The organism is Fusobacterium necrogenes (assembly GCF_900450765.1).
Taxonomy (GTDB): Bacteria; Fusobacteriota; Fusobacteriia; order Fusobacteriales; family Fusobacteriaceae; genus Fusobacterium_A; species Fusobacterium_A necrogenes.
The window spans coordinates 288,598-306,437 of sequence record NZ_UGGU01000003.1; the positions used below are offsets into that span (position 1 = coordinate 288,598).

12 protein-coding genes and 1 tRNA gene are annotated in these 17,840 nt (G+C 26.8%); 11 read left to right on the top strand and 2 right to left on the bottom strand.

The genetic code is table 11. The annotated features are described in order from the left end of the window. Positions 1-11: 11 nt before the first annotated feature. From groL to DYA59_RS01810, 10 genes are all read left to right on the top strand, one after another. Positions 12-1,628 (top strand): chaperonin GroEL, encoded by a 1,617-nt coding sequence (gene groL, locus DYA59_RS01765; RefSeq protein ID WP_115268786.1) that lies wholly within the window; start codon positions 12-14, stop codon positions 1,626-1,628. Positions 1,629-1,803: 175 nt separating this feature from the next. Further along, positions 1,804-2,535, top strand: coding sequence for a glycerophosphodiester phosphodiesterase (locus DYA59_RS01770; RefSeq protein ID WP_115268788.1), 732 nt, complete (start codon positions 1,804-1,806; stop codon positions 2,533-2,535). A gap of 1 nt (position 2,536) precedes the next feature. Next, positions 2,537-3,247 carry an MgtC/SapB family protein gene (locus DYA59_RS01775; protein ID WP_115268790.1) on the top strand — a complete coding sequence of 237 codons (711 nt, stop codon included), beginning with the start codon at positions 2,537-2,539 and terminating at the stop codon, positions 3,245-3,247. A gap of 283 nt (positions 3,248-3,530) precedes the next feature. Next, positions 3,531-4,877, top strand: a complete 1,347-nt coding sequence (locus DYA59_RS01780) for an AAA family ATPase (RefSeq protein WP_115268792.1) — start codon at positions 3,531-3,533, stop codon at positions 4,875-4,877. Then, positions 4,864-5,529, top strand: a complete 666-nt coding sequence (locus DYA59_RS01785) for a hypothetical protein (protein ID WP_115268794.1) — start codon at positions 4,864-4,866, stop codon at positions 5,527-5,529. The genes DYA59_RS01780 and DYA59_RS01785 overlap by 14 nt, the downstream gene beginning before the upstream one ends. 345 nt (positions 5,530-5,874) lie before the next feature. Further along, positions 5,875-10,650 carry a DEAD/DEAH box helicase gene (locus DYA59_RS01790; protein WP_218564210.1) on the top strand — a complete coding sequence of 1,592 codons (4,776 nt, stop codon included), beginning with the start codon at positions 5,875-5,877 and terminating at the stop codon, positions 10,648-10,650. Positions 10,651-10,710: 60 nt separating this feature from the next. After that, positions 10,711-11,832, top strand: coding sequence for a nucleotidyltransferase domain-containing protein (locus tag DYA59_RS01795; protein WP_115268796.1), 1,122 nt, complete (start codon positions 10,711-10,713; stop codon positions 11,830-11,832). Beyond that, positions 11,832-12,518, top strand: coding sequence for a hypothetical protein (locus DYA59_RS01800; protein WP_115268798.1), 687 nt, complete (start codon positions 11,832-11,834; stop codon positions 12,516-12,518). The genes DYA59_RS01795 and DYA59_RS01800 overlap by 1 nt, the downstream gene beginning before the upstream one ends. Beyond that, positions 12,499-13,374, top strand: coding sequence for an S-4TM family putative pore-forming effector (locus DYA59_RS01805; RefSeq protein ID WP_115268800.1), 876 nt, complete (start codon positions 12,499-12,501; stop codon positions 13,372-13,374). Before DYA59_RS01800 ends, DYA59_RS01805 begins: the two co-directional genes overlap by 20 nt. A 265-nt stretch (positions 13,375-13,639) precedes the next feature. Next, entirely contained in the window at positions 13,640-14,695 is a 1,056-nt protein-coding gene (locus tag DYA59_RS01810) for a restriction endonuclease (protein WP_115268802.1), read from the top strand. A 178-nt stretch (positions 14,696-14,873) separates the two neighbouring features. On the opposite strand, the gene DYA59_RS01815 is transcribed toward DYA59_RS01810, so the two are convergent. Together DYA59_RS01815 and DYA59_RS01820 are read right to left on the bottom strand one after the other, a co-directional pair. Next, positions 14,874-14,960: transfer RNA gene (locus DYA59_RS01815), tRNA-Leu, on the bottom strand. 54 nt (positions 14,961-15,014) lie between these two features. Further along, entirely contained in the window at positions 15,015-16,130 is a 1,116-nt protein-coding gene (locus tag DYA59_RS01820; protein WP_115268804.1) for a helix-turn-helix domain-containing protein, read from the bottom strand. Positions 16,131-16,301: 171 nt separating this feature from the next. Between DYA59_RS01820 and ptsG the strand changes: the two genes are divergently transcribed. Beyond that, positions 16,302-17,786 (top strand): glucose-specific PTS transporter subunit IIBC, encoded by a 1,485-nt coding sequence (gene ptsG, locus DYA59_RS01825; RefSeq protein ID WP_115268806.1) that lies wholly within the window; start codon positions 16,302-16,304, stop codon positions 17,784-17,786. The last annotated feature ends 54 nt before the right edge of the window (positions 17,787-17,840 follow it).

The window sequence follows — 17,840 nt, forward strand, 5'->3', positions numbered from 1 at the left end:
GGTAGTTAGAAATGGCAAAAATTTTAAAATTTAATGAGGAAGCTAGAAAAAAACTTGAAATAGGAGTTAATACTTTAGCGGATGCTGTAAAAATAACACTAGGACCTAGAGGAAGAAATGTGGTATTAGAAAAAAGTTATGGTTCACCACTTATTACAAATGATGGTGTATCTATAGCAAAAGAGATAGAATTAGAGGATCCATTTGAAAATATGGGAGCTCAGCTTATAAAAGAGGTAGCTACAAAGGCTAATGATGTTGCTGGAGATGGAACTACTACAGCTACAATACTTGCTCAAGCCATAGTAAAAGAGGGATTAAAAATGGTAAGTGCAGGAGCTAATCCTATGTTTATTAAAAAAGGTATAGAAAAAGCAACTAAAGAGGTAATTAATCATCTTAAAGCTAGAGCTAAAAAAATAGAGTCAAATGAAGAAATAGCTCAAGTTGCTTCAATCTCTGCTGGAGAAGAGGAGATAGGAAAACTTATAGCTCAAGCTATGGAAAAAGTTGGAGAAACAGGAGTAATAACTGTTGAAGAAGCAAAATCTTTGGAAACAACTTTAGAAGTAGTAGAGGGAATGCAATTTGATAAAGGATATGTATCACCATATATGGTAACAGATTCTGAAAGAATGGTAGCTGAATTAGATAATCCATTTATTTTAATAACTGATAAGAAAATTTCTAATATGAAGGATATACTACCTATACTAGAACAAACAGTACAGACTTCAAGACCTATGCTAATTATAGCTGATGAGTTAGAAGGAGAAGCATTGACTACATTGGTAATTAATAAATTAAGAGGAACTTTAAATGTTGTAGCTGTTAAAGCTCCAGCTTTTGGAGATAGAAGAAAAGCTATGTTAGAAGATATAGCTATTCTTACAGGTGGAGAAGTAATATCTGAAGAAAAAGGTATGAGACTAGAAGAGACAGCTATGCCACAACTTGGAAGTGCTAAGAAAGTAAAAGTTACTAAAGATGCTACTATTATAGTAGATGGAATGGGAGAAGCTGAAACTATAAAAGGTAGAGTAAATTCTATTAAAAATCAAATAGTTGAAACTACTTCAGATTATGATAAAGAAAAATTACAAGAGAGACTTGCTAAACTTTCTGGTGGAGTTGCAGTAATAAAAGTTGGAGCTGCTACTGAAACAGAGATGAAAGATAAAAAACTTAGAATAGAGGATGCCTTAAATGCTACAAGAGCAGGAGTAGAAGAAGGAATAGTTTCTGGAGGAGGAACTATACTTGTAGAGATTGCTAAGGATATGGATAGTTTTAAACTTGAAGGAGAAGAGGGAATAGGAGTAGAAATAGTTAAAAAGGCTCTTACAGCTCCACTTAAACAGATAGCTGAAAATGCTGGAGTGGATGGAGCAGTAGTACTTGAAAAAGTAAAAGATATGCCAGAAGGATATGGATTTAATGCTGCAACTGAAAAATATGTAAATATGATAGAAGAGGGTATATTAGATCCAGTAAAAGTAACTAGATCAGCTATTCAAAATGCTGCATCTGTTTCAGCTTTAATTCTTACTACAGAGGTTTTAGTAGCTACTAAAAAGGAAGAAAAACAAGTAGAGATGAATCCTGGTATGATGCCTGGAATGATGTAATATAAATACAGAAATGGAATTAAAATAGTAAAACTATTTGACAAAACCATAAAGAAAATAGTATAGTATATTTAAAAAATGAGCTAGGAGATATGGAGAGGCTTAATTATCTGTAGAGATAATCTTGTCTTTGTAATATATTCTAGCTCTTTTTATAGACTAGAGGAGAGAAAGTATGAGTAAAATTTTTGCACATAGAGGATATAGTGGAATTTATCCAGAAAATACAATGCTGGCATTTAAAAAAGCTGTAGAGTGTGGAGTGGATGGAATTGAGTTAGATGTTCAACTTACAAAAGATGGAGAGGTTGTGATTATTCATGATGAAACTATAGATAGGACTACTAATGGAAAGGGACTAGTTGTAGACTATACATATGAAGAACTAAAAAAGTTTGATGCTTCTTTTAAATTTAGAGACTATGGGTTTAATAAAATTCCAACTCTTAGAGAGTATTTTGAATTAGTGAAAGCTTTAAAGTTAGTGACAAATATTGAATTGAAAACAGGAATAAATGAGTACTTAGGAATAGAAAAAAAAGTTTTAGATTTGATAAAAGAATATAAAATAGAGGATAGAGTTATTATATCCAGTTTTAATCACTATTCAGTTATGAGGATGAAAAAAATAGCACCTCAATTAAAATATGGATTTTTATCAGAAGATTGGATAATAAATGCGGGAAAATATACTCATTCTCATGGAGTTCAATGTTATCATCCAAGATATAATAGTTTGATACCTGAGGTTATTAATGAACTGAAAAAATATAATCTTGAGATTAATACTTGGACAGTAAATGAAAAGGAAGCTATGAGGTATTTATGTTCAAAAGGAGTAGATATAATTATTACAAATTATCCTGAATTAGCAAAAGAGATAAATAAATATGAAGAGGAGAGATGATATGAGTAGTTTTACAAGTGAGCTCACAATATATGAAATCATTCTTAGAATTTTTATGTCGATAATTATTGGAGGTATGATTGGATATGAAAGAGGGCATCATAATAGGCCAGCAGGTTTTAGAACCCATATATTAGTTTGTCTTGGGGCAACAATAGTGTCTATGATTCAAGATCAGTTGAGAATAAATTTACATAATTATGCGTTAGCTTTTCCAGAAGCTTCTCAAGTGTTAAAAACTGATTTAGGACGTATAGGAGCTCAAGTAGTTAGTGGTATAGGTTTTTTAGGTGCTGGGACAATAATGAGAGATAAAGGAATCATAGGAGGATTAACAACAGCAGCCTCAATTTGGGCAACTGGATGTTTGGGATTGAGTATAGGATGGGGATTTTATTATTTAGCTATTCCATCTGGTGTGGCTATAATAATAGTTTTAGTGACGTTAAAGAAATTGGAGCGTTATTGGATAGAAAATAAGCATATAGGAAAATTAGTTGTTTCTTTTAGCAAAGAGATAGATTTTTCACAAGCGTTAGTAGAAACTTATAATTTTTTTAAAGAAAATAATATAAGAATAAAGCATATTGAAAAAGATATGGTAGAAGGTAAAGTAGAGTACACTTTAATAATGGCAAAACAGATAGATATTTTAGATGTGATGTCAGAGCTTTCAAGATGTAGTCATATTTCTCAAGTTAAAATTTTATAATGTTGAAAAATAAAAATTAAAAGATAAGGTGAAAAATTGTTTTAAAAGATGATAAAATTATATAAATTTATGAGGAGTTTAGTTGCTTATACTTGGTAAACTCCTCATTTTTATTTTAAAGAGTTTTAACAAGAATATAATTAAATGAAGAAGAGAAGTCTTTAAAAATACTTTTATAATTTAAAAACGTAATTTTTTATAACGATTTCCATAAATTTTATTGTAAAAAGAATAAAGAAGTGGTAGAATTTTATTATATTATATATAGAGAGGGATATAAAATATGAAGAATTTTATTAAATTAATCAAAGCAGAGATAAAAAATATAAAAAATGTTAAACATGGGATAATTGATTTTAAAACTAATATTACAGGAATATATGGACAAAATGGTTCTGGAAAAACTGCTTTAGTAGATTCTACTAATATATTAAAAGCTTATTTATTAGGAAGAAAATTAGACTCTTTTTATGATTTAATTAATGTAGAAGCTAAAACTTGTAATCTAGATTTTACATTCGAAGTTGAGATAAGTGAGAAAAAATATAAAATATTTTTAGAAGTTACTCTAAAAAAAATAAAGAAATTTGTTGAAAATGAAGAAGTTAATGGGGTTGTTGTAGATAAGGAGATTATAAAATACTCTGAAATTATTGGGGAAAAAGCAACAAGTAAAAAAGTTTTAATTGGAAGTTCTAAAAAAGAAGTTCTAAAGAATAGTGAAAGTTTTAAAAAATTACTTTTAGATGAAGAAGAGAAAATTAATTTGATGGTTATAAAAAAAGTAGCTGAAAATGAGTCAACTTCATTTTTATTTATAGAAGAATTAATGAAAGTTCTAATTAAATATAAGGAAAATTATCAAGAAATAATCAATATAATTTTAGCTTTAAAAAAATTTGGAGTAAGTGATTTAATTGTAATTACAAATGAAAATCTAGGTATTATTAATATGAATAATGTCTTTCCTTTAAATGTAAGGACTAATAAAAGTTTTGGAAGTTTTTTAATTACTGAGCAAAATATAGTAATTGATGAAAAAATGTGTGATGAGCTTCATAGAGTTATAGAACAGATAAATATTGTTTTACATTCAATAATTCCAAATATGAGTTTAGATTTATTCGAAAAAAATAAAGAACTTGTAGAAAAAAATAGGGTAAATGTAGTCTTCCAATTAATTTCTATAAGAAATGGTAAGAAAATACCTTTTAAAAATGAATCAGAGGGAATTAAAAAAATTGTATCTATCCTAAGTGCTGTAATAGCCACTTATCATAATAAGGGAATATGCTTAGTAGTTGATGAACTAGACTCTGGAATATTTGAGTATTTACTTGGGGAGCTATTATCTATATTAGATGAAGGTATTAAAGGACAATTGATTTTTACTTCTCATAATTTAAGAGTATTGGAAAAGTTAGATAAGGACTCTCTTGTATTTACAACAGTTAATGAAGAAAATAGATATCTTAGACTAAAAAATATTAAACCAAGTAATAATCTAAGAGATGTGTATATTAGAGAGATGACTATGCAGGAACAAAATGAGATTTTATACGAAGAAACAAATAATGGAGATATAGAATTTGCTCTATATGAGGCAGGTGTATTAGATGCCAAAAAGTAATGAAGAGGAAATCAAAAAAAGAAAAGTAGTTTTAATTTTAGTTGAAGGAGCAAGTGATAAAACTGCTCTAGGGTTAATAGAAAAATTTTATAGAAGTAGAAACTTAAAGGTTTATATAACAAATGGAGATATAACTTCAAATGGAACTACAACATTTACTAACTGTACAGATAGTTTAAAAGAGATTGTTAGAGAATTTAGAGAGGATAAAAAATTAGAAAAAGAGGATATATCAGAAATAATTCATATTATTGATACTGATGGAGCTTTTATTCCTGATGATTGTATTGTAGTTGATAAAACTCTTTCTGATTTTTATTATACTTTAGATTGTATAAAAGCTAATAGTAAGAGAAAAGTAAAGATTAGAAATGATAGGAAAATAGAAATTATTCAAAAATTATTGAATACTAAAAAAATAGATAAAGCAATTAATTATAGAATGTTTTATATGTCTTGTAATTTAGACCATGTTCTTCACAATGAAATGAATTTAGATAATACTTTGAAAGTAGAAAAAGCTTTTGAATTTAGAAGAAAATTTAATAATAATAAAAGTGGATTTATAGAATTTTTTAACTCTTCCGAATGTAAAGCTAATGGAAATTATAAAGCTACTTGGGATTTTATTCAACAAGGGAAAAACTCCTAAAAAAGATATAATAATTGGTGGATATTTCTTAATGAGTTAGAAGCTGAAGAAAATAAATAATAGGAGAACGAGTTATCATAAATTGTAAAAAAATAAACAAAGAATTATAAATAACTTATTTAATAATAAATTTAACTTAAATAATTTGTTACTAATAGAGCAGAATCAAGAGTAGTATGCTCCTCTCAAATAGTCAGAGTTATATGAAAAAATTAAAAATATACAGTAATATTTTAATTATAATACAAAACTAAAAATATAATCAATTGTAAAGGAGGAGTGTGGTATAAGTTTTATATTTATATCATACAAGTTAAAATGAGCTTGGGAAATATTTTAAAAAAAATGGAAAGAGATTCCTTTTCTTTAAGAGATAAGGGGACAAGATTTGAAGAATTAATAAAAAATTGGTTTTTATCAGCTCCACTATATTGTGATGATATTAAAGAAATATGGTTATGGAATGAATTTCCATACAGAAATCAGTTTGGTGGAAGTGATAGTGGAATAGATTTAGTTATTTTGACAGATAAGAATGAATATCAAGCTGTACAATGTAAATTTTATAGTTCTGATAAACATATAGATAAAGCAGATGTAGATACATTTATCTCTACTTCAGCTAAACTTTTTGAAGTTGATGGGATAAAAGTAAAGTTTTCAAGTAGATTATTTGTTTCTACAACTAACCATTGGTCTAAAAAAGCTAGTGATTTAATAGAAAACCAAGAGATACCTGTTACAAGAATTTCATTAAATACTCTTGAAGATTCAGGGGTAGATTGGGATAAATTATATTTAGGAAATACTGGAGATAAAGCTAGAAAAGAGAAGAAAAAAATTAGAGAACATCAAGAATCAGCTTTAAAAAATGTTCATTCACATTTTAAAAGTGCTAATAGAGGAAAGTTAATCATGGCTTGTGGAACAGGAAAGACTTTTACTTCACTAAAGATAGCTGAAAATGAAACTAATGGAAATGGATTAATTTTATTTTTAGTACCTTCAATAGCACTATTGGGGCAAACATTAAGAGAGTGGTCTAGTGATATAGAAGGGAAATTATATCCTATCTGTATATGTTCAGACTCAAAAATTACTAAAAAAACTAATAATGATAGTACAGGAATGAGTGTTGTTGATTTAGCTTTGCCAGCTACTACTGATGTAAATAAAATTGTAAGTCAATTAGAAACTTTAAAGGATAAAGAAGGTTTAAAAGTTGTTTTTTCAACTTATCAATCAATAGATGTAATTTCTAGGGCTCAACAGGAAATACTAGCTAAAGATTCTACTTTTGGAGTTTTTGATTTAATAGTTTGTGATGAAGCTCATAGAACAACAGGGGTAGCTCTTGCTAATGAAGAGGAAAGTAATTTTATAAAAGTTCATGATAATGAGTTTATAAAAGCTAAGAAAAGACTATATATGACAGCTACACCAAGACTTTATGATGATAACTCAAAATCTAAAGCTAAAGAAAATAATGCTTATCTATGTTCTATGGACGATAGAGGAATCTATGGAGATGAAATATACAGAATTGGATTTGGAGAAGCTGTTCAAAGAGAATTATTAACAGATTATAAAGTTTTAATTTTAACATTAAATCATAGTCAAGTTCCTAGAGAGATACAAGCTTTAATTTCAAATGGAGATATTGAATTTAAGATAGATGACGCTTCAAAACTAATGGGGTGTATCAATGGATTATCTAAACAAATTCTTGATAAAGAAGGAATAGTAAAAGCTTCTGACCCTAACCCAATGAAGAGAGCAGTTGCTTTTTGTAGAGATATAAAGACATCTAAGAAGATTACAAGTGATTTAAATGAGTTCTCAAATACTTATATATCTTCATTAAAAGAAGAAGTACAAGAAAAGATGGTTGAAGTTTCTTCTAAGCATATTGATGGAGGAATGAATGCTCTTGAAAGAGAAAATCTATTATCTTGGCTAAAACAGGATAGTAAAAATGAAAGAGAGTGTAAAATTCTTACCAATGCCAGATGTCTTAGTGAAGGAGTAGACGTTCCTACACTTGATGCAGTACTATTTTTATCAGCTAAAAACTCACAAGTAGATGTAGTTCAATCTGTTGGTAGAGTTATGAGAAGGGCAGAAGGGAAAAAATATGGATATATAATAATACCTGTTGTTGTTCCAGCAGATAAGAAACCTGAAGAAGCTCTAAATGATAATGAAACATATAAAGTAGTTTGGAGTGTATTAAATGCTCTAAGAGCTCATGATGAAAGATTTAATGCTGAAATTAATAAAATAGACTTAAATAAAAGAAAACCCCAAAATATCCTAATAGGAACAGTAGATAATACAGGAAAAGAAAGAAAATATAAAGAAAATAAATATGAAGTAAATGAAAGACAAATGAGTCTTAATATGGATATAGACAGATTACAAAATGCTATATATGCTAAGATGGTTGAGAAAGTTGGAGATAGAAAATACTTTGAACGTTGGGCTAAAGATGTTGCTAGAATAGCACAAATTCAAATTGATAGAATAAGAGATTTGATTGCTAGAGATAAGCAATGTAAGAAAGCTTTTAATAAATTTATAGAGGGATTACAGAAAAATATTAGTCCTGATATTGATGAAGAGCAAGGAATAGAGATGTTATCTCAACATATAATAACCAGACCTATATTTGAAGCTTTATTTGAGGGATATTCGTTTGTTAAGAATAATCCTATATCTCATTCTATGCAAGATATTTTAGATTTTTTATTACAAGGACAAATAGAAAAGGAAACTGAAGAGTTAAATAAGTTTTATGAAGATATTAAATTTAAAATAGAAAAGATTGATAATGCTGAAGGAAAACAAAGAATTATAGTTGAGCTATATGATAAATTCTTTAAAACTGCTTTTGATAAATTAGTAGATAAATTAGGAATAGTATATACTCCTGTTGAAGTAGTTGATTTTATTATCAATTCAGTAGAAGAGCTTTTAAATAAAGAGTTTGGAAGAAGTTTAAGCGATGAAAACGTTAATATCTTAGACCCATTTACAGGAACAGGAACTTTTATTTCAAGACTTTTACAAAGTAGAATAATCAAAAATAAAGATTTAGAAAGAAAGTATAAGTATGAAATCTATGCTAATGAGTTAGTTCTGTTGGCTTATTATATAGCAACTGTAAATATAGAGAATGTGTATCATGACTTAGAAAAGGAAAATTCTATTGAAGAGGTTGATTATAAAGAATTTGAAGGAATTTGTTTAACGGATACTTTTCAATTAAGTGAAGATGATAATGAGATTCAAATGTTTGACTTAGCTTTTAAAGAAAATTCTGAAAGAGTAAATAGACAAAAGAAAGCACCACTACAAGTTATAATAGGGAATCCTCCATATACAATAGGACAAAGTTCTGCTAATGATAATGCCCAAAATAAAAAATATCCTAAATTAGATAATAAAATATTAGAAACATATTCAAAGGAATCTTCTGCAGGATTAAATAAAGCATTATATGATGCGTATATTAAAGCATTTAGATGGGCAACTGATAGATTAGATAAAACAGGTGGTATAATAGGTTTTGTAACAAATGGAGCTTGGATTGATGGTGGTTCTACTTCAGGATTTAGAAAAGTTATTGAAAAAGAATTTACTTCAATTTATGTATTTAATTTAAGAGGAAATCAAAGAACTTCAGGAGAACTTTCAAGAAAAGAAGGTGGAAAAATATTTGGTAGTGGCTCAAGAACTCCAATCGCAATAACATTCTTAATAAAAAATCCTAATATTAAGAAAGAAAAAGCTTCTATTTACTATCATGATATAGGTGATTATTTAACAAGAGAAGAAAAACTAAAAATAATCTCTAATTTTAAATCAGTAAAAAATATAGATTGGATAATATTAACTCCTAATCAAGAGGGGGATTGGATTAATCAAAGAAATGAAAAGTTTGATACTTTTATTCCTTTAATTGATAAAGATAATAAAAATAATAAAAATACTTTCTTCAATATTTCATCTAACGGAGTAGTAACTAATAGGGATACATGGGTGTATTCTTATTCAAAAGGACAATTAGAAAAACAGATGAGAGATACTATAAAATTCTATAATACTCAGATTGATAAGATAGAAAAAGTTAGAAAAACAGATGAAAATAGTGATATAGAAGATATTATAGATACTAATCCTAATAATATTAGTTGGTCAGCTGATTTAAAGAAAAGAGCTAATAGATTAGAGAAAGATATTTTTGATATAAACGAAATAAAAGTTTCATTATATAGACCTTTTTCAAAACAACATTTATATTACTCTAAAAAATGGATAGAAAGATTTTCTCAACAAAGTAAATTTAAAGGAGTTGCCATTGGAATGTTGGGAATAGGAGGAAAACATAATTTTTCTTCTCTTATTTTAAAAGAAATTGGAGATATTCAAACTTTTCAAAATGCGAATTTTTATCCTTTATATTATAGTGAAGAAAGTTCAAATAGTACTTTATTTACTTCTAAAGAAAATAAGAAAGATGGAATAACAGATTTTATCTATAATTTAGCTAGAGAAAAATATGGAGTGCCAAGAATAACTAAAGAGGATATTTTCTATTATGTCTATGGATTCTTACATAATGAAGATTATAGAAAAGAATTTGAAGCAGATTTAAAGAAAACTATACCGAAATTACCTTTAGTTGACGAATACCAAGATTTTAAAAAGTATTCTGATATAGGAAGAGAATTAGCAGAACTTCATCTAAACTATGAAACTCTTGAAAGACCTGAAGGAATTATAGTTGAAGGAGAAGAATTAGGAAATTATAGAGTTGAAAAAATGAGCTTCATAAAAAAAGGAGTAAAAGATACTATAAATTATAATAGTAGTATAACTATAAAAAATATTCCTTTAGAAGCTTATGATTACCAAGTTAATGGAAAGAGTGCTATTGAATGGATAATGGAAAGATATGCTGTAATAACAAATAAAGATAGTGGTATTACAAATGACCCTAACCTTTGGTGTGATGAGCATAATGACCCTAAATATATTTTAAATCTTTTATTAAGTATAATAACTCTTTCATTGAAAACTAATGAGCTAGTAAAAGAGTTACCTAAAGTTGAGTTTTAAATAATATTTTTATAGAGAGCAAAATTTGCTCTCTATATGTTTCTTAAGGAGGTATTAAAAATGACAAATAGATTAAATAAAAATGAAACATTAGAAAGAATAGTAAAAAATATGGATATAACACCAACAATGTATAGAAATGCTGAAGATAAGTATAAAGCTTTAGCAAAATATTTAGGAGATAATGGTTTAGAATGTGATATTTATCCACAGGGGTCATTTTCATTAGGGACTGTTATAAAACCATTAAAAGAAGGAAAAAGAAAAGAATATGATTTAGATTTTATATGTGTTATTAACAATAAGGGAGATTTAGAAGCAAAAAAGTTTAGAGAAAAAATATGGGAAATACTTAATCAAAATGAAAATTATTCAAAAAGAATAAAAGAATATGACAAATGCTTTACATTGGAATATAGTGAAATCAATGGAACAGGATTTAATATAGATGTTCTTCCAGCAAAATCTTATATCAATAATTTTATTTTATTAATAAATAAGATTGATAAGGAAAATGTAGAGTGGTTTAAAGGGAATCCTAAGGGTTATAGTGAATGGTTTAAATCAGTTAATGATAGATATCCACAAGCACAGAAAATTAATGAGTTTAATAATAGTTTAATAGCAAAAGAAAGTGTAGAAGAGTTACCTGATTATTTTGATAGAACTTCTCTACAAAGAGTTATTCAAATTTTAAAATACCATAGAGATTATTTTTACCATATGAGAAGAAAAGAAAATAAAAAAGTAATATCAGCAATAATTACAACATTATGTACTAAAATTGCTGAAACTACTAATTTTACTCAGTTAAATACAATAGATTTATTAACTTATATTACTTCTGAGTTATGTATTTATGCTCAATTACTTTCTAGAGATAATTTAGACCAAAGATATACAAATAGAACTGTTATTAAAAAAATAAATTGTAAATGGGAAATAATCAATCCTGTAAATTCAGAAGATAATTTAGCTGACAGTTGGAATGAAGATATTGAAAAACCAAAATTATTTTTTGAATGGATAGAAGAAATCAGAAAAGAGTTTGCAATAACAAATGAAAAAGAATACTTGAGTAATTTTTCTAATATATTTGGTAAAGAAAATTTAAGTGATGAGATGAAATCAATTTTAGGAGCTTCTCAAATTGTTGAACCTATGAAACCATGGAGGAAATGATGGAATATGTATATGAATTTTTAAAAAATTTTCCTTTTTTTAAAATAATAGAGAACACGTCTAAAGAATTTGTTATGCAAGGTTACTTAGAATTTAATTTAGAATATAAGGGGATAATTTTATATAAAAAACTTCTTTTAAAAATAGTAGTTAATAAAAATTATCCTATTTCATTACCTAAAGTTTATGATGTTGAAAACATTCTTTTAAAGACTTTTCATAAAAACGCTGATGGTAGTTTATGTTTAGGAACAGAATTAGAATTAAGAAAGGCTCTTTTTAATGATTACTCTTTAAAAAATTGGATAAATCAATGCTTAAATCCTTTTATTTATTCCTCATTATATTTTGAAAAATATAAAGAACCAATTTTTGGAGAAAGAGAGCATGGAACAAAAGGAGAATTAAATTCTATTAAAGATTATTTAGAACTTTCTACCTTTAGAGAAACATATTTATTTCTTAATATTATTTTATTTAGAAAATATAAAAGAAAGATTTTTAAAAGAAATAATAAGATAAAAAAAATCCTATGTCCCTTGTGTGATAATAGATTTTTTAAATGTAAACATTATTTGAAATTAAGAGAATTAGATTTGTATTTTAATAATAATTTATTAAAATATTTAAAAGATTTAATACAAAATTATGAAATGGAGGTAGAATATGATAAATATAAAAAATAAACAAAATTCTCAAGAAATTTTAGATTTATTATTTTTACAAAGAATTTATTGTGAAAAAATAGAAAACATGACTATTAAAATATATTTATTTACAGTTTTTATAGCTATTATAGGAATTTTTGCTCAAAATTATTATTATTTAATAGTTTTAAATTTAATTTTAATTATTTATACAAATTATTTAATTAATAAAAGAAAAGAAAAAATTACAATAATGGCAACAATAAAAGAAATTATTGACAGGACTTTATTTAATTTAAAAAATCTAAGATTAGAATGTTCTAGAGAAAAAATAGAAGAATATTTAATAATTGAAAAAGAAAAAAAAGCTAAAAGATATAACAAAGAAATTAGTAATAGTGGGACAGATAAGTATAGAGGAGTAAGAGATTGGTATTCATATGAAGAAGAATTAAATGATGAGCAAATTATTTTAAGTTGCCAAAAACAAAATTGTTATTTTACAGAAAGTCTATTAGGTTCTTTTAGTAAGTCAATATTAATTCTAGTATTTTTAATTTTTATAGTTCTACTGTGTTATGGTAGACAAGTAACAATAGAAAAACTAATTATTTACTATCTATATCCTTTTGCTACATTTTTAACATTAATTATGAATGATTTTCAAAATTATAAAAGTTTTAAAGAAATTCTAAAGGAATTAAAAATAGAATTCGATAATATAAAAAGTAAGAAAAAGATTCAAGAAAAAGACTTAGAAAAAATTCAAAACTTAATATATTTATATAGAAAAACTGAATATCGTCCACCTCTAGAAATTATACATTGGAAATTTTCTAAAACATTACATAAGAAGTGGGAAACAATAAAAAAACACTTTATAATCACCTTTTGAAATAATAAAAAAATATCAAATTAGAGTCTACTTGTAGAGATTTACATGTTTATATAGCTCAAAGTAATATTTCTATTTATGGTGATTGTAAAATATTACAACCAAGTAAGAAAGGTTTAATTAATGATAAAGACAAGTATATTAGGGGGCCTGAGTGATAATTCATTAATTGGAGAAATTGACATAGAAAATTATTTAAACTGAAAATTACTTTCACAAACGTTAAAGGTATCAGAGTAATTAATAAAAGGAGAGTGATTTTAATATGAAGGAGAAAAAAGTGAACTACTATATATTTAGAATTGATTATTCAAAAAGAGATTATTTTAAGAAAAATCTAGAAAAAGGTGTTTTAAGACAAGGTTGGGGAGTAGAAAACTTATCCTTGCTTGATGAAAATGGAGAAGTTAGAAACCAAGAGGAATGGGTTAATGCTTGTCCAGAAAGTTGGAGAAATACTGATGAAGCTAGAAGATATCTTAGAAATAAAAATAGTAACCTAAGAAAAATGTTAGAGATGAAAGAGGGAGATATAATTCTTATTCCTAAATTCCCAGAGTGGAATATGTTTTCTTTATACAGAGTTACAGGAAAATACTATTTTAACTTAGAAGAAACAGCAGTAGATTATGGACATTGTATTCCTGTAAAAATTGCTACTACATATCCATATGAAATAGACAAATGCTTTACTTACAATGGAAATGATGCCACTAAAATAATTCATAGTAAGTTAAGAGGGTATCAAACCTCTATAAATAGTGTTTATAACAAAGAGATAATTAAAGCTATTGAAAGTCTATTACAGATAAAAAGTATAAAAGAAGTATCTCTAATAACAGAGATTTTAAGAAATATCTTTGAAAAAAATATAAAGAATATGGAAAATCTGAATAAAGAAATTTTTTCTGTTAGACCTAATGATGTAGAAGAAATTGTAGAAGATATTTTTAAAAAACAAGGGTATTTAGTTGAAAGTAAAAATTCCTATGATAAAAAAGGTGGAGATTCTGATAGAACTTTTATAAAACCTCTTCCAATATTGAGTGAAGTAAATGATGAGATAGGTAGTTGTAGAGTCTATGTACAGATTAAGAAAAAAGATGGCGAATATGATGAAGATGAAGGAATTAAGCAACTTGAGAAGATAGTTGCCACTAAAGAAAATATTGAAGGGAAAGATAATAAATTTAATAATTTTTATAAGGTTTTAGTATGTACAGGGGAGTTTAGCTCTAGAATAAAAGAGTTAGCTCAAGAAAAAAATATTATTCTAATAGATGGAATCCAACTTATAAGAATGTGCCTTAAAAATATTTAAGTGGAAAAATAAGAGTTTTAATTCAACTCCTCAGACGTTGTCTGAGGAATTGAAACTTTCATAACTTTATTTATTAAATTGGTCAGACACTGTCTGACTAATTTTTATTTTGCAGGAACTCATGTGATAAAAAAAGAGATACATTTGTATCTCCTAATTATCAGATTATGTTTACCAATGGTGCCTAAGGGGGGACTCGAACCCCCAAGGCTTTACAGCCAACAGATTTTGAGTCTGTCGTGTTTACCAATTTCACCACTCAGGCATTGAAGTTTACTCAATTATAATATACTATTTTATGGACTTTGTCAATATTTTTTTACATATTTATATTAGCTAGTCCTATATAAGAATTGTTTAGAAAAAGATATATTATTTTGGGATTGATTGGAGAAAACTTTATAAAAATATCTTGTCCATTTAATCCTTTTAAAGCAGATGAGATATATTGAAAATTCTTTACTCTTACTTTTGAATCAGTTATTTTTCTTGTTGTATTTTGTAATAAAATATCTAATTGACGTATATACTTAATGTCATTTATAGTATTATAATTAATAGAAAAAGCGTACTCTTTCTTTTGAATGTATATATAATTACTTAAAAATTCCGTTAATTCTAAAAGAGTCAATTCATAGTTTTTCTTTTTATAGAAATCTTCAATATCTTCTTTTATAAACATTATAAATTTATTAACTTCACTATTTTCTGTATAGTGTTCACTAATTTTTACTCCTAATTCATTATAAATTTCTTTTAAGACTTTTTTATTACTTATATTTTTAGAAGCAACTAAAATTTCCTTAGGTAGTATAAATTTTTCATTTTTTAGGGATGCTTTTAATATCCCTTCACGAATAAACCCTAATAGGGAATAAAAATTTGAAAAATAGTAATCAATTGCAAAGTTAATTGGCTCTAATGAAGCTGAATCTAGCATGATAAGTAGTCTAGGGACCACTTTTTTATTTGAAAAAAAATCATCAACTAAAACATATAAAGGAACATCAAAAACTAAGTAACATTGATTTTCTTTTTTGATCTTTTCCATATATCTAACTGTGGTTTTATTAAAAAATTCATCTATATTGTTGACTATTCTATAGAATGTAGCATAACTTATTGAAAAACTCTCAGGTAATTTTGTTTTGCACTTTTCGTAAAGTTTTGCTATACTAGTTTCTTTTGAATCTTTACAAATATTTTTTATAAGTTCTAAATTTTCCTCATCAAGGTTTCTAAATGAATTTTTATCTTCTCTAGATTTTTTTTCTAATCCTAGAATTCCACTTTTTTTATAGGCATTGACCCATCTTTTAAGTGTGGCGTAAGAGATGTTTTTTTCTTCTTCTATCTCTTTTAATTTTTTTTTCTTTTTCAAAAAAGGCTCAATTATTTTGAAACGTATTAACTCTAAATTTTCTTTTTCTTTCAACTTGAACCCCCCTTAATTCCTGTATTTATTATAGTAAAATGATACAATATTTTTAAAAAAAAATCAATATAAAATAAAAAAAGCTCAAAAAAATTGAAAAAAATATTGACTTTTTTAAGGAATTAAGATATATTAAACCTAACAGGTAAAATATATTTATGGAGGCGAAATATGAAAATATTTGCAGAGGTTCAAAAAATTGGAAAAGCTCTGATGACACCAGTTGCAATTCTTCCAGCAGCAGGGTTATTCTTAGCATTTGGAAACAAGTTACAATTTACACTTATGGAACAAGCTGGGCAGATAATTTTTAGCAATTTACCTTTATTATTTGCGATAGGAACAGCTATTGGACTTGTAGGTGGAGATGGAATCGCAGCTTTAGCAGCAGTAGTTGCCATACTAATAATGAATACTACTATGGGAATAATGTCAAATGCAGCTGTAGGAGTAGCTAGTGGAGATTTATCTTATGCTACTGTATTAGGAATACCTACTCTTCAAACTGGGGTATTTGGAGGGTTAATAGCCGGGATAATAGCAGCTATTTGTTATAAAAAATTCTATAAAACTGAATTACCAGCTTTTTTAGGATTCTTTGCAGGGAAAAGATTAGTTCCAATAATGACAGCTGTTTTAGCGTTTATAGTAGGATTGGCTATGCCAACTATTTGGCAACCGGTACAAATAGGGTTAGCAAAATTATCATTTTTAGCTAATGAGGTCAATACTAATATTTCAACATTTATATTTGGAGTTATAGAAAGAGCATTGATTCCTTTTGGTTTACACCATATATTTTATGCACCTTTCTGGTATCAATTTGGGGAATATACAAATAGTCTTGGACAAGTTGTTCAAGGGGACCAAACTATTTGGTTTGCAATGTTAAGAGATGGAGTTCAATCATTTAGTTCAGCAACATATGAAGGAGCAGGGAAATTTTTAACAGGAAAATTTGTATTTATGATGTTTGGTTTGCCAGCAGCAGCTTTAGCTATGTATCAAGAAGCTAGACCAGAAAATAAAAAGTTAGTTGGAGGTATTTTATTCTCAGCTGCCTTAACAAGTTTTTTAACTGGAATTACTGAACCATTAGAGTTTTCTTTCCTATTTGTTGCGCCAGTATTGTATGGAATACATTGTCTATTTGCAGGACTTTCATTCATGTTAATGAACTTATTACAAGTTAGAATAGGGATGACTTTTTCTGGAGGATTAATAGATTATATTGTATTTGGTGTTCTACCTGGTACAAGTGGATTCCAAACAAGATGGTATATGGTAATAGTAGTAGGAATTTGTTTCTCAATTATCTACTATTTTGGATTTAGATTTGCAATTAGAAAGTTTAATTTAAAAACTCCTGGAAGAGATGAGGGAAGTTCTGAAGATGATGCTCAAATTGCAGATGGAGATGCATTGGCAGTAGGAGTATTAGAAGCTTTAGGTGGAAAAGAAAATTTAATTTCTCTAGATTCTTGTATAACAAGATTAAGAGTAGAGGTAAAGGATGCTAGTTTAGTAAAAGATTCTGACCTTAAAAAATTAGGAGCTTCTGGGGTATTAAAAGTTGGAGCTCATGGTGTACAAGCTATATTTGGTTCAAAGGCACAATTTATATGTAATGATTTGAAAAAGATGACTGGGGTTTAAAATAATATAGAAGTCATGTGGGTAAATTAAAAGATGAGGGTCTTTTAAGTGAAT